The organism is Bacillus sp. FSL K6-2431, assembly GCF_038005165.1.
Taxonomy (GTDB): domain Bacteria; phylum Bacillota; class Bacilli; order Bacillales; family Bacillaceae; genus Bacillus; species Bacillus pumilus.
The window spans coordinates 3490907-3513472 of record NZ_JBBOSQ010000001.1 but is presented as its reverse complement, the minus strand read 5'-3'; the positions used below and the strand labels follow the sequence as shown (position 1 = coordinate 3513472).

At 41.3% G+C, this 22566-nt stretch carries 24 protein-coding genes; 1 reads left to right on the top strand and 23 read right to left on the bottom strand.

Annotated features, from left to right (window positions below):
• Nucleotides 1-31: 31 nt before the first annotated feature.
• The 23 genes from cccA to rpsU all read right to left on the bottom strand — a co-directional run bounded on the left by cccA (nt 32) and on the right by rpsU (nt 21430).
• Nucleotides 32-391 carry a cytochrome c550 gene (cccA, locus tag MHH40_RS17755; RefSeq protein WP_003217503.1) on the bottom strand — a complete coding sequence of 120 codons (360 nt, stop codon included), beginning with the start codon at nt 389-391 and terminating at the stop codon, nt 32-34.
• 303 nt (nt 392-694) lie between these two features.
• A complete protein-coding gene (gene rpoD / locus MHH40_RS17750) occupies nt 695-1816 on the bottom strand; it encodes an RNA polymerase sigma factor RpoD (RefSeq protein ID WP_008342392.1) in 1122 nt (373 codons plus the stop codon).
• Nucleotides 1817-2017: 201 nt separating this feature from the next.
• Complete coding sequence (gene dnaG, locus MHH40_RS17745) at nt 2018-3847, bottom strand: DNA primase (RefSeq protein WP_050943746.1); 1830 nt, start codon at nt 3845-3847, stop codon at nt 2018-2020.
• Nucleotides 3848-3880: 33 nt separating this feature from the next.
• Nucleotides 3881-4381, bottom strand: a complete 501-nt coding sequence (locus MHH40_RS17740; protein WP_003217513.1) for a YaiI/YqxD family protein — start codon at nt 4379-4381, stop codon at nt 3881-3883.
• 261 nt (nt 4382-4642) lie between these two features.
• Nucleotides 4643-5464 (bottom strand): pyruvate, water dikinase regulatory protein, encoded by an 822-nt coding sequence (locus tag MHH40_RS17735; RefSeq protein ID WP_008342399.1) that lies wholly within the window; start codon nt 5462-5464, stop codon nt 4643-4645.
• A gap of 25 nt (nt 5465-5489) precedes the next feature.
• Nucleotides 5490-6128, bottom strand: coding sequence for a helix-turn-helix transcriptional regulator (locus tag MHH40_RS17730; RefSeq protein ID WP_034620854.1), 639 nt, complete (start codon nt 6126-6128; stop codon nt 5490-5492).
• A gap of 166 nt (nt 6129-6294) precedes the next feature.
• Entirely contained in the window at nt 6295-8340 is a 2046-nt protein-coding gene (gene glyS, locus MHH40_RS17725) for a glycine--tRNA ligase subunit beta (RefSeq protein ID WP_137054962.1), read from the bottom strand.
• Nucleotides 8333-9220 (bottom strand): glycine--tRNA ligase subunit alpha, encoded by an 888-nt coding sequence (glyQ, locus tag MHH40_RS17720; RefSeq protein ID WP_003217487.1) that lies wholly within the window; start codon nt 9218-9220, stop codon nt 8333-8335. Before glyQ ends, glyS begins: the two co-directional genes overlap by 8 nt.
• A gap of 329 nt (nt 9221-9549) precedes the next feature.
• Nucleotides 9550-10320 carry a DNA repair protein RecO gene (recO, locus tag MHH40_RS17715; protein ID WP_050943744.1) on the bottom strand — a complete coding sequence of 257 codons (771 nt, stop codon included), beginning with the start codon at nt 10318-10320 and terminating at the stop codon, nt 9550-9552.
• Nucleotides 10321-10355: 35 nt separating this feature from the next.
• Nucleotides 10356-10499, bottom strand: a complete 144-nt coding sequence (locus MHH40_RS17710) for a YqzL family protein (RefSeq protein ID WP_003217288.1) — start codon at nt 10497-10499, stop codon at nt 10356-10358.
• Between the two features lie 148 nt (nt 10500-10647).
• Complete coding sequence (gene era, locus MHH40_RS17705; protein WP_003217394.1) at nt 10648-11553, bottom strand: GTPase Era; 906 nt, start codon at nt 11551-11553, stop codon at nt 10648-10650.
• Nucleotides 11546-11944, bottom strand: coding sequence for a cytidine deaminase (locus tag MHH40_RS17700; RefSeq protein ID WP_003217296.1), 399 nt, complete (start codon nt 11942-11944; stop codon nt 11546-11548). The genes era and MHH40_RS17700 overlap by 8 nt, the downstream gene beginning before the upstream one ends.
• Nucleotides 11945-12057: 113 nt before the next feature.
• On the bottom strand, nt 12058-12444 hold the full coding sequence (locus tag MHH40_RS17695) for a diacylglycerol kinase family protein (protein WP_003217363.1): 387 nt from the start codon (nt 12442-12444) through the stop codon (nt 12058-12060).
• Entirely contained in the window at nt 12422-12901 is a 480-nt protein-coding gene (ybeY, locus tag MHH40_RS17690; protein ID WP_012010615.1) for an rRNA maturation RNase YbeY, read from the bottom strand. The genes MHH40_RS17695 and ybeY overlap by 23 nt, the downstream gene beginning before the upstream one ends.
• The gene (locus MHH40_RS17685) at nt 12902-15013 is read right to left on the bottom strand and encodes an HD family phosphohydrolase (RefSeq protein ID WP_374726557.1); all 2112 of its coding nucleotides are present in this window, start codon (nt 15011-15013) and stop codon (nt 12902-12904) included.
• 114 nt (nt 15014-15127) lie between these two features.
• Entirely contained in the window at nt 15128-16087 is a 960-nt protein-coding gene (locus MHH40_RS17680) for a PhoH family protein (RefSeq protein ID WP_003217430.1), read from the bottom strand.
• Nucleotides 16088-16090: 3 nt separating this feature from the next.
• Complete coding sequence (gene yqfD / locus MHH40_RS17675; RefSeq protein WP_050943743.1) at nt 16091-17281, bottom strand: sporulation protein YqfD; 1191 nt, start codon at nt 17279-17281, stop codon at nt 16091-16093.
• An 18-nt stretch (nt 17282-17299) separates the two neighbouring features.
• Nucleotides 17300-17581 (bottom strand): sporulation protein YqfC, encoded by a 282-nt coding sequence (gene yqfC, locus MHH40_RS17670; protein WP_012010618.1) that lies wholly within the window; start codon nt 17579-17581, stop codon nt 17300-17302.
• 208 nt (nt 17582-17789) lie between these two features.
• Nucleotides 17790-18287, bottom strand: coding sequence for a hypothetical protein (locus tag MHH40_RS17665; RefSeq protein ID WP_003217339.1), 498 nt, complete (start codon nt 18285-18287; stop codon nt 17790-17792).
• A gap of 31 nt (nt 18288-18318) precedes the next feature.
• Nucleotides 18319-19311 (bottom strand): flotillin-like protein FloA, encoded by a 993-nt coding sequence (gene floA / locus MHH40_RS17660; protein ID WP_003217317.1) that lies wholly within the window; start codon nt 19309-19311, stop codon nt 18319-18321.
• Nucleotides 19312-19337: 26 nt separating this feature from the next.
• Nucleotides 19338-20651 carry an NfeD family protein gene (locus MHH40_RS17655; RefSeq protein WP_050943742.1) on the bottom strand — a complete coding sequence of 438 codons (1314 nt, stop codon included), beginning with the start codon at nt 20649-20651 and terminating at the stop codon, nt 19338-19340.
• 141 nt (nt 20652-20792) lie between these two features.
• Complete coding sequence (locus tag MHH40_RS17650) at nt 20793-21242, bottom strand: GatB/YqeY domain-containing protein (RefSeq protein ID WP_003217508.1); 450 nt, start codon at nt 21240-21242, stop codon at nt 20793-20795.
• 14 nt (nt 21243-21256) lie between these two features.
• Nucleotides 21257-21430 (bottom strand): 30S ribosomal protein S21, encoded by a 174-nt coding sequence (gene rpsU / locus MHH40_RS17645; protein WP_003152957.1) that lies wholly within the window; start codon nt 21428-21430, stop codon nt 21257-21259.
• Between the two features lie 182 nt (nt 21431-21612).
• On the opposite strand from rpsU, the gene MHH40_RS17640 reads away from it, so the two are divergent.
• Entirely contained in the window at nt 21613-22542 is a 930-nt protein-coding gene (locus MHH40_RS17640) for a Na/Pi symporter (protein WP_003217427.1), read from the top strand.
• Nucleotides 22543-22566 lie beyond the last annotated feature (24 nt).

Genomic DNA, 22566 nt, shown 5'->3' with positions numbered 1-22566 from the left:
CTTCTGATCAAAAAGAGCTTTTTGCGTAACTTTATTTAATTTTGGATACCCATTCTGACATTTCATCAAGCTTCTCATTCGGGATTAGCCCGCCTGGCATCCCGTTGCCGCCTTCTTGAATTTTCTTCTTAATGTCTGCTACTTCAAGCTTGTCTCCAACACCTTTTAATGCAGGACCAGCACCGCCTTCATAGTTTTCCCCGTGACAACTCAGACAGTTTTGCTTATACAATTCTTCCGGCGTCGCATTCGCTGTTTCTTCTTGCTTTTGCTCCTCGCCTCCAGAGGCGATTTTGTCTTCATCTTTCAGCCCCTTCATTGATAAGAAAAAAGTGAGTCCAATACCTAAAATGGCAATCAATAAAAATGGTATAAGTGGATTCCGTTTCATTTCTTTCATCCTCCCCTTTGTGAAAACCCCTTTAAGACTATACAAACAATTCTAATTCTACTTTAATTTTACAAAAAGTAAACGAATTATGATACAAAACTTTGGTCAAGTTCACAGATTAGACAAAAATGATGCAAAGATGAGAAATGAAGCCTTCAGCACATTTTGATGTATTTTTTATACATCTTTTCTCTAAGAACGTTGCAAATTTATTATTTATTCAGTAAAATATAATCAGATTGAAAAAAGCGTTTTCATTTTTGATGAAGAAAGAACGGATCTCTTTCAAGATCCGTCCAGTTTCTACTCTAAGAAGTCTTTTAATCGTTTACTTCTGCTTGGGTGTCTTAATTTACGCAGAGCTTTCGCTTCAATTTGGCGGATACGCTCTCTTGTGACGCCGAACACCTTTCCAACCTCTTCTAACGTACGTGTTCTTCCGTCATCTAGTCCGAAACGTAGTCTCAGTACATTTTCTTCACGGTCCGTTAGCGTGTCTAGTACATCTTCAAGCTGCTCTTTTAACAATTCGTATGCAGCATGGTCAGATGGAGATGTCGCCTCTTGGTCTTCAATAAAATCACCAAGGTGCGAGTCATCTTCTTCACCAATAGGTGTTTCTAAAGATACTGGCTCTTGTGCAATTTTAAGAATTTCTCTAACCTTTTCTGGCGTTAAATCCATGTCTTCAGCAATTTCCTCTGGCGTTGGTTCTCTGCCTAGGTCTTGCAGAAGCTGTCTTTGAACACGGATCAATTTATTAATGGTTTCGACCATATGAACCGGGATCCTGATTGTTCTTGCCTGATCGGCAATCGCACGCGTGATCGCCTGTCTAATCCACCAAGTCGCATATGTTGAGAATTTGTATCCTTTGCGGTAATCAAATTTCTCAACTGCCTTCATAAGACCCATGTTTCCTTCTTGAATCAAGTCAAGGAACAGCATACCACGTCCGACGTAGCGTTTCGCGATGCTGACAACGAGACGAAGGTTTGCTTCCGCTAATCTTCTTTTTGATTCCTCATCGCCTTCTTCGATCTTTTGAGCATACGTAATTTCTTCTTTAGCAGATAACAAATTGACGCGTCCGATTTCTTTTAAGTACATACGAACAGGATCATTAATTTTGACACCTGGTGGTACGCTTAAATCATTTAGGTCAAATTCTTCTTCTGCTTTAGCCAGCTGCTGAACATTTGGGTCTTCTGTCTCTTCGTTTTCACTAATGAGCTCTACACCCTGTTCGCCTAAATATTCATAGTATTCATCCATTTGGTCTGATTCAATTTCAAAGCTAGACATACGCTCTGCAATTTCTTCGTATGTTAAAACGCCCCGTTTTTTACCCGTTTCAGTGAGCTTATCTCTCACCTGTTCAAAGGTTAATTCAGTTTCGGTTTCGTGGGCTTGTTTATCAGCCATTATGGATCCCTCCTTCCAAAGCTTGCAACGAATTCTAAAGTAACTTGCGATTTGCTTCCGCTCTGCTTTTCTCTCTTTATCAAACAGATGAGCAAATAGGAATAAAATAAAAAATGATGAAGGCAAGATGCTTGCGGTCTTATGCTCCTCCCGTAAAGGATTCATTGCCAGCCGTAAGTCTTGTCATAAATATTAGACGTATTACTTCAGCGAACGGTTCAACTGAACAATTTCTTTTGCAAGTGTTGCCGCTTTGAAGAAATCTTTTTGCCTCTCCGCTTCTGCACGTTCTAGTTCTTTTTCCTTTATCATTGACAAATTCCGATGATTCAACACTTTTTTTACATAATCACTTAATTCAGCTTCACTTAGTTCGTCTCCAACTTGAATCATGAATATATCCGTCAGAAGCTGATTGATGATATCATCTTCTATACGGTTCATTAGGTGCTGCGGCGTTGGTTCTTTGCCTTCTTCATACAAAGCATAAATGTACGTGGCCAGCGCCCTGTGAGAATCTATATTAAATTCAATCCCTACTCTGTCAAGTACTTTTCGGATCACGTCATCGCTTTTCAACATATGAGCAAGCAGCATTCGCTCTGCATTTTCATATGCTGGCCGCAGGCGCTTTCTTCGTACCTGTGTTGACAGATGTGCACGCCGTTTTTCAAGCCCGCTTTCTTCCTGCGTGCTTTTGGCTTCTTGACGCTGCTGTTTTTCAAACAGCTCCAGTTGTTCCTTTAATGAATCAAGTGAGATCGAGAACTCTCCAGCAAGCTGTTTCATGTAAATCTCTTGTTCCAAGGAACCGTTTAATCGGCTAATTTCTCGGAGTACCTGCTTCATATAAGTAAGCCGGTCTCCTTCATCAGATAAATTCTTTCCCCTACGGAAAAAGTTCATCTTAAAAGTCATTAATGTCACACTTGCATCTATGATGTCATTCCTAAATTTCTCGCCACCATATTTACGAATGTAATCATCTGGATCAAGTCCATCTGGTATCATGGCAACGCGAACTTTACATCCTCTTTTTCCAAGCAAATCTGATGCTTTCATGGTGGCTTCATAACCGGCCGTGTCAGAGTCATAGCAAAGAATGATCTCTTCTACGTTCCGTCTGAGAAGTTTTACGTGCTCTTCTGTTAGAGACGTACCCATTGTTGCAACACTTTCGCCGACACCTGATGTGACAGCTGAAATGACGTCAGCAAATCCTTCGAAAAGAACCGCCCGTTCGCGTTTTCGAATATGCATACGCGCGTCATGAAAGTGATAAAGCAGCTTACTTTTATGAAAAAGTGGCGTTTCAGGACTATTCATATACTTAGGCTGCTGATCACCAAGCGATCTTCCGGAAAAAGCGATGACTGTCCCGTGATGATCATGAATGGGAAACATCACACGATCCCTAAAGCGGTCAAAAAAGCCTGTTCCGTTTTCACGTTGAATCAAAAGACCGGCCTTCTCCATCATCGCAGGATCAAACCCTCGCTTTTCTAAAAACTTGGTCACGAAATCCCAAGAGTCAAGAGCATATCCGATCTCAAACTTGGCAATTGTTTCATCTGTAAAGCCTCTCGCCCGTAAATAATCGAGTGCATTTTGACCTTCCTTTGTATTTACCAGCAAATGGTGGTAAAATTTCTTAAGAAGCTCATGCGCTTCAATCATTTTATGATCTGCAGTGTCCTCTTGCTGTGAGGAGCTGATCTGAGCATTTGCTACATGATCAGGCAAATCAATATGGTACTTATCAGCAACATGTGAAACGGCTTCAATAAATGAGTAGCCTTCCATTTGTCTGAGGAACGAAAATACATTACCTCCTGCACCACAGCCAAAACAATGGAAGATTTGCTTATCTGCTGAAACAGAGAATGAAGGAGTATTTTCACCATGGAATGGACAAAGACCGAAATAATTTCGACCTTGCTTTCTAAGCTGTACGTATTCTCCAATCACTTCGACAATGTCTGCGTTTTTTTGGATTTGCTCCAAAAGTTCATCTGGTATACGTTTGCTCATCCTAATAACACTCCGTCGTACATTATTCGCCTTTTAATTCAAAAATCCTTCATGATTCGACAGGATTTTTTGTAGTTGCGTAATAAATCGCTTTTTATCCTCTTCTAAAAGCTTTTTGGGACCTTTTCCATATACACCTTTTCTTCGCTGTTTACTGGAAACATGTCTGCGTTCCAAATCAAAATCAATTGTTTCGTTTGTGTACATCCGTCCTCTTTCAGACAGTACAATGACCTGTCTTGGAAGCAGTAAGGAGGCAAGACCAATGTCTTGGGTGACGACAATATCATGCGCTGAAGCTGAGTTCGCAATGACTAAATCCGCTGCTTCCTTATGTGTATCTACAAAACGCCAATCTTCAAGTGGAGATCTTTTGGTTTGAAAATGCTCATATGAAGCAATGAACGTCACAGGTACTTGAAATTGAGATGCGACAGAAAGGATTTCGTCTTTTACAGGACAAGCATCTGCATCGACATAAATCGTCCTCTCTTGTTTATGTTCATTCAGGTGACTAATTCTCCATCCCTCCACCTTATTCCTGCTTTAGAGAAGCAAAAAGACCATACTTTTCCCCCATATAGCAAACAACAGTAAAACTCATTTTGTCGAAAAGTTATGTTCAGAATCACTTGACTTCTGCCAATATTAGTTTATTCGTTCTTGACTTAACTTAAACCTAAAATCAATCATTTTATCACAATTTTTTATTATAATACAAATGCAGCAAATATGCCATTGTTTTTGTTTACCCATTTCCCACCATAGGAAAAACCCAGGAGGAGCATCCTGAGTTTATTCGGAACCTCTTTTGGTCAGCATTTGATGAATGACATTTGCCGTTTCTTCAACTGCTTTATTCGATACATCAACGACTTGACAGTTAATGCGGTCCACCACTTTTTCAAAATACTCTAGCTCTTCTTTAATCCGTTCAATGTTCGCATAAATCGCGCGATCATTTAAACCTAGAGATTTCAAACGCTCTTTACGAATATGATTTAGTTTGTCTGGACTGATTTTCAGACCGATGCATTTCTTTGGATCAACTGAAAATAACTCCTCTGGCGGATCTACTTCAGGAACAATTGGAACGTTTGCTACCTTCAGCCGTTTATGCGCCAAGTATTGAGATAGTGGTGTCTTAGATGTGCGTGATACACCGATGAGCACAATATCAGCCTTTAGAATGCCTCTTGGGTCTCTGCCGTCATCATACTTCACTGCGAACTCAATGGCTTCAACCTTTTTAAAATAATCCTCATCTAATTGACGTACACGCCCCGGCTCATGTTTCGCTTCATTTCCATAAGCAGTCTCCATTTTATCGATCAGTGGTCCGATGATGTCATAATAAACGACTCCGTTTGCTTCTGCCTCTTCAATTAAGAATTGGCGCATTTCTGGCACAACAAGAGTAAAGCAGACGATTCCGTTATCTGCTTTCGCCAGTGAAATGACTTCTTTAATCGTACCGACATCCTCTACATACGGGATTCTTCTGATATTTGAATGGTCTGATGAGCCGCCATCAAATTGGCTAAGTGCCGCTTTGACTACGAGCTCTGCCGTTTCTCCTACTGAATCTGATACCACAAAAATTACGCGATTACTCATAACATCCCCTCGCAGTCTTCTGTAATTAGATTATTTCATTCTCCGATAAGTTAACAAGTATTTTCGTCATGTTTGTTTTTGTAATTCTGCCGACCACTTCAAAGCCTTTATCCGTATCTTTTATAACAGGAAGTGCGTCTATCTGCTTTTCAATCAAGTGCTTCGCCACACCCATAATGAAATCTTCCTTGCGACAAACGGTAATGTTCGGCATTCTTGTCATAATAATATGGACAGGAATAGATGGAAGCTCCTGTTTTCCAATACTTGCGCGAAGGAGGTCTTTCCTTGACAACACGCCTGTTAAAATAGAGTGATCGTCCACAACGAATAATGTGCCCACATCTTCTAAAAACATCGTACAAATCGCATCATAAACTGAAACATTCTCATGTATCACCACTGGAATGGATTGAAAATCTTTCACTTGAAGTTTTTTCAACTTATCTGCTAGAAGCTGCGTACCTGTTTTTCCTGTGAAAAAGTAGCCGACCCTTGGTCTTGCTTCTAAAAAGCCTGACATCGTTAATATGGCTAAATCCGGTCTGAGGGTCGCCCTAGTTAAGTTCAGCCGATCGGCGATATGCTCTCCAGTGATCGGACCATTCTCTTTGACAATCTGTAAAATCTGCTCTTGCCGTTTATTTAACTCGATTGTACTCACCACCTTTAAATAGAGAGAGCGAATCTTTACTTTATGTATATCATTTTCATAACTCATCATATTATAGCGCATCTTTGTCCGAATGAAACAAAAATCCACTCAAAAACCGTGAATTAAATGAGTAAAAAACGATTGCCCTTCAAAAAAGGCAACCGTTCTTAGGTATTTATTTTACTATTAAATTGTTCATATTCGCAAATGATTGAATGACTTTTGCTAGTTTAACCATTTGTGCCAAACGATTTCGCTTCAGCTTTTCATCATCTGCATGAACCATTGTGTGATCGAAATAATGAACAATCGGTGTTTTTAACGTATCAAGCGCCTCAAGTGCTGCGCTGTATTGCCCTGCTGCTACATGTTCATTGACAGCTGTCTCTACTTGCTGATACGCCTCATATAGCTTTTGCTCATGCTCATTTTCAAACAGCTCAGGCTGAATCTCTGCGTCTTCCCCTTTTTTACTGATTGAAATGACGCGTCCTAATGCTTCTGCTGTTTCTTTGAAGCTTTCTTGTTTCACGCTCTCTTCAAGAACAGCTGCTTTTTTCACGACTGCATAAGGTTCAATATTTTCAACATCCAGTACTGCATCGACAACATCATGACGGATATGCTCTGCTTGAAGGACATATTTTAAACGGTGTGTTAAAAATTCAATGAGAGCCGTTTCATGTGCTGCTTCTACTTGAGCAAGTGCCAAAAGCTCTTTGAATGAAATGTTCCAATGACGATCAAGCAGAATTTGAACGATACCGCTCGCTTGTCTTCTTAGTCCATAAGGATCTTGAGAGCCCGTTGGAATGACATCAATTGAGAAGAAGGAACAAATAGAATCCAGCTTATCGGCTACTGCCACAATCGCACCAATTAAAGTGGAAGGCGCCTCATCACCGGCAAAGCGCGGCATATAGTGCTCATTGATGCTCTTTGCCACTTCTTCATGTTCACCAAGTGCTTTTGCATATTTCTCGCCCATGATTCCTTGTAATTCTGGGAATTCATAGACCATTTGAGTCACAAGATCAAATTTCGAAATACTTGCGGCTCTTGCCACACGCTCTGTCGTTTCGTCATTTGCACCGACATGCGCTGCTAGACGCGTCGCAATGTCTGTCACTCTCTTGAGCTTGTCGCCAATTGTGCCAAGTTTCTCATGGAATACAACCTTATCAAGCTTTTTAATATTGTCTTCAATGACTAGTTTTTCGTCTTCTTTATAGAAGAAGGCAGCATCTGATAAACGTGCACGAAGTACTTTTTCGTTCCCTCTTGCGACATTTTCAAGCGCCTCACTGTTTCCATTTCTCACCGTAATAAAGTGAGGCAATAATTCACCTTGCTCATTTTTCACAGGGAAATAGCGCTGATGCTCTTTCATTGTCGTTACCAATACTTCTTCCGGCAATGCAAGGAATTCTTCTTCAAAGGAACCAGATAGTACCGTTGGGTATTCTACAAGATTGTTGACCTCTTCTAGAAGCTCAGGATCAACAGGTATCACCCAGCCTTTTTCTGAAGATAGAGCATTTAGCTGCTCGGTAATGGATTGTTTTCTTTTATCTGAATCTGCAATGACAAATTGATCGCGCAATGTTTGCTCATAAGAAGCAGGCGAGTCGATGGTGGCTGCCTTACCAAGGAAACGGTGTCCTCTTGTCTCGCGACCGCTTTTCACCCCAGCAATGTGAGCAGGTACAATCTCCTCTCCAAATAAACAAACAATCCATTTAATCGGACGGATGTAGCGTAAATCTTTGCTTCCCCATCTCATGTTCTTTGGAAAACTTAATGAAGCGGCGATCTCACCTAATGCTGGCAGAAGGTCTTTGACTTGCTTTCCTTCTTGAAACTTCTGGACATGGACATAATCTACTCCTTTGATCTCTTTAAAATAGAGATCATCTGTTGAAGCACCTTGTCCGCGGGCAAAGCCTTCCGCTGCTTTTGTCCAATTGCCTTCCGCATCTTGTGCGATCTTTTTAGCCGGACCTTTTGCTTCTTCTTTGATGTCTTCTTGTTTTTCTGCGACACCTTTCACAAGTACAGCAAGACGTCTTGGTGAGTTAAATAGAGCAACATCTTCAAATGAAATGTTTTGCTCTTCAAACCACACTTTTACTTTCTCGCCTAGCTGCTTTGTGCTTTCTGGCATGAAACGAGCCGGCATCTCTTCTAAGCCGATTTCGAGTAATACATCTTGTTTATTCATGAGAAGCCGCCTCCTCTTTTAGCATAGGGAATCCCAATTTTTCTCGTTCTTCATAATATGTTTTGGCTACTTTTCTTGCTAACTGGCGCACTCTTCCGATATAACCAGTTCGCTCAGTAACAGAAATTGCGCCCTTTGCATCGAGCAGGTTAAACGTATGAGAGCATTTGAGCACATAATCGTATGCCGGGTGAACAAGCCCTTTGTCCATTTGGCTATGCGCTTCTTTCTCATAGGTTGTAAATAAATCAAACAGCATATCAGTATTAGATGTTTCAAATGTATAAACAGAATGCTCATATTCAGCCATTAAGAATAAATCTCTCACCGTGAATCCGTCAGTCCATTCAAGATCGAAGACATTTTCTTTGTCTTGGATGTAGGAAGCAAGACGTTCAATACCGTATGTGATTTCAACGGAAACGGGCTTACATTCTAAGCCGCCGACTTGCTGGAAATACGTGAATTGGGTGATTTCCATCCCATCAAGCCATACTTCCCAGCCTAGCCCTGCACAGCCAAGAGATGGGTTTTCCCAGTTGTCTTCTACAAAACGAATATCATGTTTCAGCGGGTCAATACCAAGCGCTTTCAAAGATTCAAGATACAGTTCTTGAATATTGTCAGGTGACGGCTTAATGATTACTTGGAATTGATGATGCTGATACAATCTATTTGGGTTTTCTCCATATCTGCCATCAGCCGGGCGTCTTGAAGGCTCTACATACGCTACCTTCCATGGCTCTGGACCAATGCTTCGCAGGAACGTGTATGGACTCATCGTTCCGGCACCTTTTTCTGTGTCATACGCCTGCATTAATACGCAGCCTTCATTTGACCAATGCTTTTGCAGCGTCAAAATCATGTCTTGGATATTCAATGATCGCACCTCCATCTTTTCTACACCAGCCGCTATGTATGGCGGGTGGGTCTAGAACCCCGCAAAAGAACACAAAAACTCCCGTCTCTATGCTCGCAAGGCTCCTTGCAAACATAGGGACGAGAGTTTTTCCCGCGGTTCCACCCTATTTGCTGGTATCGTAGCATCCAGCCGCTTTGTTTTACGTTGCTCAAGAATGCCTTTCGTTACGCCTCCATCCTTAGCTTACACCGCCCTAAGGTCGCTTTTATGGATTTTGCGCAAGTACTTCTTTCTGTCAATGCAACATATTTTATCTTAGATGATCTTACAAAAAGTTATGGAAGATGTCAACTTTTGTTTTCCCCGCCCATGAGCTTTTTCATGGATTCCATCTGATTCATGAATTTTTTTGATTTCAAATAAAGGCCTGAATACTCTTCATAGTAGTGATCGAGCACTTGACGAATTTCTTGTTTCGTCTGCGGTTTCACATCAACCTGACCGAGCCTTGATAAATCAAAATAATGAAATAAACGGAGCAGCCTTGCAGCTGCTGGAGATAAGGGCAGTTTATACGGATCTTTAGAAAAGCAATTTCGGCAAATAAAGCCGTTGTCTCTAATCGAGAAATGAAACTGCCCTTCTTTTTGACCACAGTGGACACATTGATCCAGTTCGGGCTTCATTCCCATCACTGATAACATTTTGACCTCTACGATAAATAAGATAATATCAGCATCTGTGCCTTCATTCAGATGACGCAAAGATTGAAGCAGGAGCTCAAACAAATAAGGGTTTGGCTTTTTTTCTTCTGTGCCTTTATCGAGTAACTCTGTCATATATGCGGCATATGCGGTCAAAAATAAATCTTCCCGAATGGTTCGCATACTTTCAATCATTTCGCCTTGCTGGAGCGTTCCAAGTCCTGTTGATGATTGGATCAGGAAGGTTCCGTATAAAAACGGCTGGCTTATGGCTGACAGGCGGCTGTTTGATTTTTTTGCGCCTCTTGCCATCACACCAATTTTCCCATGTTCTCTAGTGATCAGCGTGACAATTTTGTTTGTTTCGCCATAATCTGTTGTTCTAAGGACGATTCCTTCACTTTTAATGAGCATTTGTCTACACTCCGAGCATTGGAGGGGGTCAAGAATTATAAGATTGGAAAATCAAATCGTGCTATCTCTTCTTCAAGTACATCGGGTCTTTCCAGGTTCTCCTTTTCTAATTCTTTGAAAAGCAGATACGTGTCAACGCTTCCTGTTTGTGAAAATACGTTCCATGTAAAATTCAACATAAAAACCCCACCTTTCTTTATTAGAAGCAGCAACGCTACATCCAACATATTAATTATATCTTGACCAGGCTACCTCCATTTCATGATAAACAATTTTTACTAATCGAACCGCACCATTGTCAGATTTTATGACAATAGCAGCAATTTTTTAATATTCGTCGTCTCTAAATCCGAAGTCACGAAGGTGAGTGGATTTATTACGCCAGTCCTTCTGAACCTTTACCCAAAGCTCCAGATACACTTTTGAACCGAGAAGTGCTTCAATATCTCTGCGCGCTTTTTGTCCCACTTCTTTTAATAAGCTGCCTCGTTTCCCAATAACAATCCCTTTTTGTGAATCACGTTCTACGACAATGGTCGCCGCCACATGGATCTTGCCATTTTCATCTGGCTTAATGGATTCGATCGCCACTGCAATGCTGTGCGGGATCTCTTCTCTTGTTAAATGCAGCACTTTTTCGCGAATTAATTCAGAAATAATAAACCTCTCTGGATGATCTGTTACTTGATCTGCTGGATAAAATTGCGGGCCCTCAGGAAGATAACCTTCAACCTGCTGAAGAAGCGTGTCAATGTTGTTTCCTTCAAGAGCTGAAATTGGCACAATTTCCTTAAATGGATAACGTGTGCGGTATTCATCAATTAAAAGGAACAGCTCATCTGGGTGAATTTGGTCGATTTTATTGACGACTAGGAATACCGGTGTAGATGTTTGCTTGAGTCGTTCAATGATGAATTCATCACCCTTGCCATAGCCTTCCTTTGCATTGATCATAAACAAGATCAGGTCGACTTCCTTCAGTGTATTTGTAGCCACTTTCATCATAAAATCACCAAGCTTATGCTTAGGTTTATGAATCCCTGGTGTATCGATAAAGATCGTTTGTGACGTATTTGTTGTTAAGACACCTTGCACTTTGTTTCGTGTCGTTTGGGGCTTATCACTCATGATGGCGATCTTTTGTCCAATCACACGATTAAGAAAGGTTGATTTTCCTACATTTGGTCTTCCAATAATGGATACAAATCCTGATTTGAAGCTTTCGTTAGTCATTTAAATCCTCCGGTGAAAATGCGCCTGGCAATAGTTCGTTTACTGTTGTTTCGTATATTTGTCCTTTTAAGTTCGTTAGAATCACTGGCATGTCAGGTGCACATAGCTCTGAAATAACCTGTCTGCATGCGCCGCACGGCGAAACAGGCCGGTCTGTATCAGCCACTACCGCTAGCATTTGAAACGATGTGATGCCTTCTGAATAGGCTTTAAAAAGTGCTGTTCTTTCCGCACAATTACACATACCATATGCTGCATTTTCAATGTTGCAGCCGCCATACACTTTTCCATCATTCGACAACAATGCTGCACCGACTTTGAATTTTGAATAGGGTACATATGCAAAATCTCTTGCTTTAACTGCTTCTGAAATCAACTCTTGTTTGTTCATTCCTAGTTCCCACTTTCAGAAGAAATGGACCCACTGTCACATTTATATTTTACATAATTCACGTGACATTTTCACGCCCATTTCTAAAAATGTTAATAAATAGTAATATTGTTCTATTGCATGATCTTCGGTAAGAAGATCATCAACCCAATCATAACCGAAATCGCGGCGTAAACGCAAACAGCGCCTGCTGCGGCGTCTTTCGCTTTCTCAGCAAGCGGGTGCCTCTCTTCTGTCATAAGGTCCACTGTATGTTCAATGGCTGTATTGACAAGTTCAAGGGCAAACATCCCCCCGCATAAAAGCAAAACGATCATCCATTCGAATGGTTCAATGTGAAACCAAAAGCCGCAGATCACCACGATGATGGCTGCGACTGTATGAAATCGAAAATTCCGTTCATTCAAGAAAGTTCGCCATATTCCTCTAAATGCATAATAAAAGCTCCGAAAAAAACGGGCAAGCGGCCTTCTTTTCTTACGAAGATCTTGAAAGGCCATAATCATCCAAGATCTTTGTCTGTTTGGCGAACATTTCTTTTTCATCTTCCTCTGTCATATGATCAAACCCGAGCAAATGCAGGAACCCATGAATGGTGAGAAATCCAAGCTCTCTCATAAAGGAATGTCCATATTCCTCTGCCTGCTCTTTCGTACGGTCCACACTAATGATGATGTCACCGAGTACAGGCGGAATATCATCAGCACCAATGATTTCAATTTCCCCTTCTCCTTCTTCTTCGAGTGCAAAGGAGATCACATCCGTTGGTGCGTCTTTTCCGCGGTATTCTTTATTAATTTGATGAATCTCTTCATTCGAAACGATCGTCACTGATACCTCCGCTTGATCTTTGACCTCAAGGGCATCAGCAGCGAACTGAAGAAGCTTTTCCACTTCTTCAAGCTGCTCTTTTGATACTTGTCCTGTTTCATCTATTAAATCGATTAACAATGTCATTTACTTCACCTTCTGCTTTGGGGCATCTGGATATTCAATCCGAGAATGGAAAATCCCCTTTAATGTTGTACAAATCGTTTGACTAATAATATTTAACTCTTTAAATGTCAGATCACATTCGCTAAATTGCCCATCCTGCATTTTATCGGAAATAATGCCTTTGACGAGCTTTTCGATCCGCTCTGGATTTGGATTATGCATCGATCGTACCGCCGCTTCCACGCTGTCCGCTACAGAAATAATGGCCGCTTCTTTTGATTGCGGTTTTGGCCCAGGATAACGGAATTCTTCTTCTGTCACCTGATCATCACGCTCTTTTGCCTTATAGTAAAAGAACTTTAACAGCGACTTCCCGTGATGCTGTTCGGCAATATCGACAAGCTCTTCAGGAAACTTCTTTTCTCTCAGCATATCAGCTCCATCTGTCGTATGGGCAATAATGATATTTTTACTTAGCTGAGGAGAAAGCTTGTCGTGCGGATTATCAATATTCATTTGGTTTTCGATAAAGTATTGCGGTCTTTTCGTTTTCCCAATGTCGTGATAATAAGCGCCGACCCTTGCTAAAAGACCGTTTGCTCCGACTGCTTCACATGCAGCATCCGCTAAATTTGCCACCATGACACTATGATGATATGTACCTGGTGTCTCTGTTAAAATCTTTTTAAGCAGCGGATGATTTGGGTTTGATAGTTCAATCAGCTTCATTGTTGAAAGAATGCCGAACATGCTCTCAAACACAGGCATTAGCCCAATGACCAAAATAGATGATGCAAACCCTGAAACAATCGCCATCATAAGGTTCACACCGATTTCAAGCCCTGATGGTGAGGAGTTTTGAATCAGCGTAATGGATAGAACCACAAGGACATTCACCAAAGCAACCGAAAGCCCTGCCTGCAATATTTTTGAACGTGCATTATGCTTTCTCAAAAATAAAATGCCCGCCATCCCGCTCACAAGGTAATAAGCGCAGATCACATAGTTAAAGACGCCGGTTACTCCTTGATTAAACATCATACTGCCGCAAAGAGCAAATACAAGGCCAGAGAAGATCGCTAGCCGCTCATTGATAAGGAGCTTGATCAGCATCGTGCCAAGCGCCACTGGCACCACATAACCTATCGTCGTATACTTCGTTTCCTGGAAGAGACTGAATACTTCCATGATAACTAAAATAATGGTGAAAATGAGCGAGTAGAGAAGCAACGACTTATTCTTATGAACAAGCGATTTTTTCCTCGATTCAAGTGAATGAATAATCGCTGCTAAGAATAGACCAATCAAGATCATAAGACCGCTTACAGGTTTAATCAAATTGGAGCTATTTAAGAGCCCTGTCAGTTCTAATTTACGATACACTTCTCGGTCGATAAGTTCTCCTTCTTCGACTAAGATTTGCCCTTGCTTAATTTGAACCGGCTGAATATTATCAGCGGCTTCTTGCCTTTTCTTCTCTGTCGCCACTGGATCAAATACATAGTTTGGAATGATCGCAAATTCACCAATTTCTTTCGCCGCATTTAAGTATTTGGATGGAATTGAGTTATTTTCAAGCTCTGTTTTCACTTGTTTTTTCTCATCTTGTAATTTCGCTGCTGTGATTTCTTTACTCATCAGTGAATTCACCACTGTGATGATGGAATCCTTAGTAAAAGAGAGATTTTCGTCACTTGCCTGAAGCAGTGCTTTGATGGATTGGTCTGAAACAGCCTCCTGCATATCTGATGTGAGTTTTTCTTTGACACGCTTGACCATTTCTTTATCTGATGGCGGATTTTCTTTTTCATCAGCTGCTTTCTTCTCTTCTTTAATGGCTTCGAAAAGGGAGGAGATGAGGTCAACACGATTGTCAGAATACGCTTTTTTGAGTGTATATTGATCCTCTACTTGATCTGTTGCTTCTTGCTTCTTTTCTTCTGTCGCTTCTTGATCATCGACGGTTGATGGAGAATAGATGGTCTGTTCGCTCACTGAAAATAGATCTAAGTCGAGCGATTCAGGCTTTACATGGAAGAAGAGCACCACGAATAGAATGGCTGCTAAACCAGCGTATAGCAAAACATTTAAATAACGTGAGCGCTCCATTTTCTGAGGTTCTTTTTTAGACAGCAGTCTTTTGCGCTTACTGTCTTTCTGATTCTTTCTCAAGGAAAGTACCTCCTTTTTTACTTTAAACCACGATCGAAACAAAATGACCCGATGAAGACGATCGGGTCACTAAGGTCATTTTTGCTTTTCGTATGCTCCGATGATCTTTGCCACAAGCGGGTGTCTGACCACATCTGTCTGGTCTAGCTCAATAAATGAGATGCCCTTGATCTCTGCAAGCATGTCCTTTGCAGCTGCAAGGCCAGACTGCATGCCCTTCGGCAGGTCAATCTGTGTAATATCTCCTGTAATGACCATTTTAGAGCCAAACCCAAGTCTCGTCAAAAACATTTTCATTTGGGCAGGCGTTGTATTCTGCGCTTCATCTAAAATAACAAATGCATCATCGAGTGTCCGTCCTCTCATATAGGCAAGAGGCGCTATTTCAATCACACCGCGCTCGATTAAACGTTCCGTATGATCACTGCCAAGCACATCATGCAAGGCATCATATAGTGGTCTTAAATAAGGATCTACTTTTTCCTTTAGATCACCTGGTAAAAAGCCAAGACTTTCTCCTGCTTCAACAGCTGGTCTTGTCAGGATAATCCGTTTCACATGTCCATTTTTCAGTGCATGAACGGCGTTGACGACGGCCAAATACGTCTTTCCTGTACCAGCTGGTCCAATTCCAAAGACCAGGTCATCTTTTTTCATCGCCGCAGCATATTCCCGCTGGCCAATGGTTTTTACCCTGATTGACTTTCCTTTAGCATTTTTCGTAATTTCATCTTCATACATATTTTCAAAATAATTGAGCTTGTCTTTTTGCGCCATTTTGATGGCATATACGACATCCCGTTCAGAAATCTCAATTCCTTTTCGGATGAGATGTAAGAGAGATGTCATCAGACGGCTCGCTGTTTCTCTTGATGCTTCCTGACCAGAAACATACACCTTTTCTCCGCGCGTAATAATGGAGACATTCAGCTCGTTTTCCATCAGTTTCAGATAAGCATCTTGATTTCCAAATAAAGCAATGGCTTCGTTTGGGCTATCTAATTTTTGTTGAATTTCAAGTAAATGTTCTGTCATTCTCTAGTCTCCCTGAACAATAGGTGTTGGTTGAACAATATCTTCTATTACTTGGTAAAGGATGATTAACTTAACTTTACCATTCCCTGTTGTCTCGTGCAAAACTTTTTCACTTTTCACCTCTCCTGTTTGACCTAGCTTCTCTTCTAATTCTTTTTTACCCATTTTAATCCCTGCTTGAACCGCTTCTTTATTTGTGTATGTCCGGTTTATTTTTTCGGTTTCGCGTGTCGTTTCTTTTTTATAGGAAAATGGGAGCTGGAAGTTTAAGAAATGGAGTGGGTGAACTTCAGTTTCTGTTTTTGGCTGCTTAAAATCATCCTTTTTAAAGGAAAAGCCCCAAAATGGCATTGAACCTCCAAATGCGGAGAGCTTGTGCTTTGTCTTCATTTTACCCGTAAAGACATCAAAAGATGTTCGAAGAGGGACAGAAACTTCAGAACGATACCACGTTTCACCATAAATTTTCGCTTTAGCACCAACCGTTTTTTGCTGGTCTTCGCTGCCGATGAGGCCAGAGACAAGCATTTGTCCTTTCTTCACATGTTCATCAACTGCGGCAAGCGGCTCCCCTTTTTCCACATACATTCTCGTGATGACCGCCTTCTTCTTGGCCACAATATGCTGAGGACTCGTATATTTCTCTTTTTCCGGCTCATTTTTTTCCACAACTTTCATTTGAAAAGTTGTACCGTTTAGTTCAACGCCGACCCATGTAATGCTTTGAATATTGGCGGTCAGTGATTTTTGAATTTTTTCAGGTGTTCCCATTAGAAACTGGAAACGGCCTTTTTGCACACCAATCTCGTCTAAATGCTTTCTCATCTGATGTTCAGTTTCTGGATTGGCCCCTTTAATATCAATTTTCCACACCATGTTTGAAAGTGCCAATATCGTCACTAGAAAAAACACAATCCCAAGGGTAAACCCAATATTCTTCCTTGACCATAGGAGAAGGAACGGAAATCCTTTCTTTTGATGAAATGAACATGTTACCTCATGATGTCTTTGTACTTTTCTAAAGGCATGTACATCTGATAAGCGAATAAATAAGCGCACGCTGTCTTGACGGCGGCTCACTTGAAACATTGTGATCCCCTGTCTCGTGCACTCATTGATGAGCCGCTCAATGCCGTTTCCCTTGATTTCCACTTCCACTCTGCCAATAAAATAGGCGAACCATTTATTCTTCACACTTCTCCCCTCCGTCAGTTAAGAATCAATATAACGGACCTCATCGATTTTCCCTTCTAATAAGATCTCTTCTGGCAAAATCGTTTTAATCACAAAATCTTTCCCTGAAATAATGCATTGTCCTTGTTTGAGCATCAGCCTTACCTCTTGATCACTGAAAAGCAAAAGCCCTTTATGATTCTCTATGTAAATGTGGAGTCTGCCAACCATCGTAATACGGGGAAGATCCATCATGACGTCTGGAGGGATTTCAAGTGTTCTTGTCAGCCATGCTTTAAGTCGATTTTTTCTTTTTCCCATTCAATTAGAACCCCTTCCCGCCCCATGTGTATGAGATCAAACTGAAAGATGGTGAGACTGATGAGAAAGCCTCTATATCATCCTATTCCTCAGCGGTTCAGATCATGCTAATGAATCCCGCAAAACAGCCGTTTCAGCATTTTTACTGCGAGAAATCTCCATCAGGTCAAACAAAAAAAAGCCCCTTTATATAAAGGGACTTTCTCGTTTATCTGTTATATGGCCGTTTCATCGTTCTGTGCGGCTTTTTCGCGCGCGGCTCTCCAAATACTTCTCCAAGGATCATCCCCTGAACAATTGTATCTTGATTGAGCTTCTCAATGATCTTTGGCTTCACTTCGGCAGAAGCAGCCTTTGGCCTTGTCAGTTCTCTTTCAAGCGATTGGAATTCTCTATTCAGCTCGCTTTTTCTTTCTTCCATTTCGGCAAGTGTAGCAGTATAGCGGTCCTGTAAGGATTGAGATGTTTTTTTCTTCATCCCGCCATGATCATGTACATCGCCGAAATCGTCCATCTGATCCGTCACGACTGGATCTGGACTTGTTTGTTTTGTTTGCTTTTGGGGCATCTGCTTACGCTGAGGAGCTGGCTTGTTTTGCTGATTCTTTTGTTCGTTCTCCTCTTGTTTGCCGATTTTCCCAAAGACAGCAGAGATGATACCGATGATAATCGCAATTAGTAACGGATTTTCAAATAGAATGTCCATTGGGCTCCCTCCTTAAAGCGTGAGAGGATGCTTATTTGTTTTCATTATCAGATGGACCTTTTGTCATTTTACCAAATGAATCTCTCATGTCCGTATCAGCATCGATATTCTTAATATTCATGTAGTCCATGACTCCAATATTACCTTCACGTAATGCTTCAGCCATTGCAAGTGGTACTTCAGCCTCTGCTTCTACAACTTTCGCGCGCATTTCTTCAACTCTTGCACGCATTTCTTGCTCCTGGGCAACAGCCATTGCGCGGCGTTCTTCCGCTTTTGCCTGTGCAATGTTTTTGTCTGCTTCTGCTTGGTCTGTTTGCAGAATCGCCCCGATGTTCTTACCGATATCAACATCTGCGATATCAATCGAGAGGATTTCAAACGCAGTACCTGAATCTAATCCTTTACCAAGAACTGTTTGTGAAATCATATCAGGGTTCTCAAGAACCTTTTTATGATTATCTGATGAACCGATTGTAGAGACAATCCCTTCACCTACACGAGCAATAATCGTTTCTTCCCCTGCACCACCAACAAGTCGGTCGATGTTTGCACGAACTGTAATACGTGCTTTTGCTTTCACTTCAATCCCGTCCATCGCCACACCAGAGATAAATGGTGTTTCAATGACTTTAGGGTTTACACTCATTTGAACTGCTTCAAGTACGTCACGGCCTGCTAGGTCGATCGCTGCACAGCGTGCAAAGTTCAATTCGATATTCGCGCGTTGAGCTGCGATTAATGCGTTCACAACTCGGTCCACGTTACCACCTGCAAGATAGTGGCTCTCTAACTGGTTAATCGTCGCATCAAGACCTGCTTTATGTGCTTTAATAAGCGGGTTGACCACTCGGTTTGGAATAACGCGGCGAAGTCTCATTCCTACAAGTGTAAAAATGCTTACCTTTACGCCAGCCGCTAGGGCAGAAATCCACAGCATCACCGGTACAAAGGTGAAGAAGATCGATAGAACGATCAGACCTGCTGCGATAATCACAAATAATAGTAAAGTAGATGGATCCATTTTATTCCTCCTATAAAATCAGTTATCTATACTTTCCTCACGACAATGCGTGAGCCTTCCGCTTTCACAATTTTTACTTGTTCATCCTTATCGATGAATGCACCTTCTGACACAACATCAATGCGCTCATCTCCAAATACTATTGTACCTGACGGACGAAGTGCGGTTGCTGTCACCGCGATTTGCCCAACAAGATCTTCTCTTGTTTCATTTGAGACATAACCGCTTTCCTTATTGGTTGAATCGGTTAAAATGAACTTTTTGAAAAATTTCATACGTTTCCCCAACACCTTTGTCAATAAAATAACTGCTACGATTGAAACAGCAGTGGCAATCAAGATGGAAATCGCCATTTCTGTAAAGCTTCCAGCTGCTAAAAACAAGCTGACAACCACACAGATCAGTCCAATGACACCTACGATTCCCCCGGGCAAAAACAATTCCAGAATCATGAGCAATATCCCTGCTATAAACAGGAACAACGTCTCATATCCTGCAAAACCAGCCACGAGATGACCATAAAAGAATAAAAGAAGCGCTGTCACTCCCATGGTGCCTGGAATCCCAAAGCCAGGAGAATAGAGCTCAACAATTAACCCTAAGCTTGCGATGGATAAAAGGATTGGAATGACGATTGGGTGCGTGAGAAAGCGCGCAACCTTTTCAGCAAAGCTCACTTCATCGTATTGAACAGAAGCATCGGCTAAATTCAGCTTTTGAAGCAAGTCATCCATATTTTTCGCTTCCCCTTCTGCATAACCGAATTGAAGCGCACGGTCTGTGTTGAAGGTGAGCAATTCTCCTTTTGGTGCACCAGCTTCTTTTGCGTCTATATCTACATCTGCCATTGCAAGTGCATACTTTGGATCACGCCCCTGCTTTTCGGCAGCATCACTCATTTCAGCAAGCCATAGCGATTCAGATTTTTGATCGGCAGCATTGCCTTCTCCATCAATGATCGCCGCAGCCCCCATCTTTCCATTTGGGGTCATATAGATTTGATCGGCATTTAGTGCAAGGAATGCCCCAGCTGAAAGCGCTCTATGATTCACAAACGCTGTCACAGGGATATCAGACGCACGAATGGCATCTGCGATCTCTAGCGCAGCATCGACTGCACCACCTGGTGTATTGATGTCTAGAATGATATGTTTTGCTCGTTCGGACTTTGCCTGCTCAAATGATCGTTCAATAAATTGAGAAAGTCCTTTTTCTACTGTATCTTCAATAGGGATAACATGAACTTTCTGATCTACTGATTTCGCGGTCAATTGAACCCCTAATAATAAGCATATTATAAAACAACTGAAGAGAGCAATAGAAATTTTTATTTTTTTCATCTATTTGGTGATCCCTCCTCTCTATCTTCCATTTTACTGTTCCTTTACATACGTTACAAATGTATCATAGGTTTCATTTTTATATGACAGAATGATGAAGGTATAAAAAAAGTACCCTTCTAACAATAGAAGGATACTTTTTTATTGAGACAGCTGTTCGCTGACAAGTCTGTTAATGACAGCTCCATCAGCTTTACCTTTTACTTTTGGCATAATAGCGCTCATGACTTTACCCATATCAGTCTTCGATGAAGCACCTGTTTCAGCAATCGTTTCTTTCACGATCGTTTGCAGTTCTTCTTCAGAAAGCTGTTCAGGTAAATAAACGTCTAAGATGTCAATCTCTTTTTGAACTTTATCTACTAAATCTAAGCGATTAGCTTTCGAAAATTCATGGAGGGAGTCTTTACGTTGCTTAATCTCGCGGGAAAGGACGGTTAGTTCCTCATCGCCGGTCAAACTGTCTTTCTTAAGCTTAATTGCTTCATTTTGGAGCGAAGCCTTAACCATCCGAATGACAACAAGCTTGTCTTTCTCACGGTTTTTCATAAAAAGCTTCATATCAGAATTTAATTGCTCAAGAAGACTCATAAAATCCACCCTCTTTAGAATTTACGTTTTCTAGCAGCTTCAGACTTTTTCTTGCGCTTTACGCTAGGCTTTTCATAAAATTCACGCTTTCTTGCTTCTTGCAATGTTCCAGTTTTGGATACACTGCGTTTAAAGCGACGAAGAGCATCTTCAAGCGATTCGTTTTTTCTAACGACCGTTTTTGACATTCTCTTTCCCTCCCTCCGAATACACCAATCGACTGCATTAAAAAAAGATATACATGTAAAACATGTACCTAGACATTATAATATAAGCCTAGTGTGAGGTCAACTAAGTGATTTGGAAATATATTTTCGTCATGAGCAGGTAGACAAGTCCATATATTCATTGGTAAGAGGAGGACTTTTCTATGATGGCGATCATTTATTTTTGTGCACTTATTTTCATTTTTTTATGGTCAATGGGTTTGCTGAGAAAAGGATTAATGGCGCTTGCGTCGTCTCGTATTGAGAAATCACTTCTTCTCTTTACAGATCATCCGGTAAAAGCATTCTTAGTCAGCATCGTATTTACAGGGATTCTTCAAAGCAGTTCAGCGTTTATGGTCATCGTGATTGGCTTTGTCAGTACAGGTATTCTCTCTTTTAAAAAATCCATTCCAATGATTCTTGGTACCAATATTGGCTCTACGTTTACAACAGAATTTATCGCCATTAAAATGGATGTTTTCATGTGGGTTTTAATCCTAGCTGGTCTGATATGCATGATGTTAGGCAAAAAATCTTTTAGGCATGCAGGAAAAAGTATATTTGGACTCGGGATGATCTTTTTTTGTATTCAAGGCTTTTCTAAAATTGCAGGTATGATGACAAGTCAGCCTGAGACATTGCGCTTTCTCGAAATGATGCAGCATTCTGACTGGACGGCGCTGCTTTCTGGTACTATTTTCACAGCGATTGTTCATTCAAGCTCCGTCTGTATCGGCATTTTAATGGGGTTTATGAATGAAGGAACGGTTGGGCTTCAGGAAGGCATCAGCTTTGTGTTAGGGTCCAATATTGGGACATGTATTACAGCCGTAATGGCTGCCATATCTGGCGGCTATGCAGCACGTCAAACGGCTTATGCACACGTTTTGTTTAATGTGCTCGGAGTGCTTTTATGTCTCCCATTTCTCGCCATGATGACAGAATTCGTCGCCCTTCTTGCAAACGCTCCCGCACAGCAAATTGCGCACTTCAGCCTGCTGTTTAATGTGGCAAGCTCTTTGCTTTTCTTCCCGTTCATCCGTCCATTTCACACATTGATTTTATGCCTTTTACCGAATCAATCAAAATAAAACACCGGCTTGCCCTTTTGGCAC

Excerpts from the sequence above, each read along its gene's own strand:
- cccA (WP_003217503.1), bottom strand. The coding sequence starts at position 391 with ATGAAACGGAATCCACTTATACCATTTTTATTGATTGCCATTTTAGGT.
- rpoD (WP_008342392.1), bottom strand. The coding sequence starts at position 1,816 with ATGGCTGATAAACAAGCCCACGAAACCGAAACTGAATTAACCTTTGAA.
- dnaG (WP_050943746.1), bottom strand. The coding sequence starts at position 3,847 with ATGAGCAAACGTATACCAGATGAACTTTTGGAGCAAATCCAAAAAAAC.
- MHH40_RS17735 (WP_008342399.1), bottom strand. The coding sequence starts at position 5,464 with ATGAGTAATCGCGTAATTTTTGTGGTATCAGATTCAGTAGGAGAAACG.
- glyS (WP_137054962.1), bottom strand. The coding sequence starts at position 8,340 with ATGAATAAACAAGATGTATTACTCGAAATCGGCTTAGAAGAGATGCCG.
- recO (WP_050943744.1), bottom strand. The coding sequence starts at position 10,320 with ATGCTCATTAAAAGTGAAGGAATCGTCCTTAGAACAACAGATTATGGC.
- MHH40_RS17710 (WP_003217288.1), bottom strand. The coding sequence starts at position 10,499 with ATGTTGAATTTTACATGGAACGTATTTTCACAAACAGGAAGCGTTGAC.
- era (WP_003217394.1), bottom strand. The coding sequence starts at position 11,553 with ATGACTAACGAAAGCTTCAAATCAGGATTTGTATCCATTATTGGAAGA.
- MHH40_RS17700 (WP_003217296.1), bottom strand. The coding sequence starts at position 11,944 with ATGAACAAACAAGAGTTGATTTCAGAAGCAGTTAAAGCAAGAGATTTT.
- MHH40_RS17695 (WP_003217363.1), bottom strand. The coding sequence starts at position 12,444 with ATGGCCTTTCAAGATCTTCGTAAGAAAAGAAGGCCGCTTGCCCGTTTT.
- ybeY (WP_012010615.1), bottom strand. The coding sequence starts at position 12,901 with ATGACATTGTTAATCGATTTAATAGATGAAACAGGACAAGTATCAAAA.
- MHH40_RS17680 (WP_003217430.1), bottom strand. The coding sequence starts at position 16,087 with ATGACAGAACATTTACTTGAAATTCAACAAAAATTAGATAGCCCAAAC.
- yqfC (WP_012010618.1), bottom strand. The coding sequence starts at position 17,581 with ATGGGAAAAAGAAAAAATCGACTTAAAGCATGGCTGACAAGAACACTT.
- MHH40_RS17665 (WP_003217339.1), bottom strand. The coding sequence starts at position 18,287 with ATGGACATTCTATTTGAAAATCCGTTACTAATTGCGATTATCATCGGT.
- floA (WP_003217317.1), bottom strand. The coding sequence starts at position 19,311 with ATGGATCCATCTACTTTACTATTATTTGTGATTATCGCAGCAGGTCTG.
- MHH40_RS17655 (WP_050943742.1), bottom strand. The coding sequence starts at position 20,651 with ATGAAAAAAATAAAAATTTCTATTGCTCTCTTCAGTTGTTTTATAATA.
- MHH40_RS17650 (WP_003217508.1), bottom strand. The coding sequence starts at position 21,242 with ATGAGTCTTCTTGAGCAATTAAATTCTGATATGAAGCTTTTTATGAAA.
- rpsU (WP_003152957.1), bottom strand. The coding sequence starts at position 21,430 with ATGTCAAAAACGGTCGTTAGAAAAAACGAATCGCTTGAAGATGCTCTT.
- MHH40_RS17640 (WP_003217427.1), top strand. The coding sequence starts at position 21,613 with ATGATGGCGATCATTTATTTTTGTGCACTTATTTTCATTTTTTTATGG.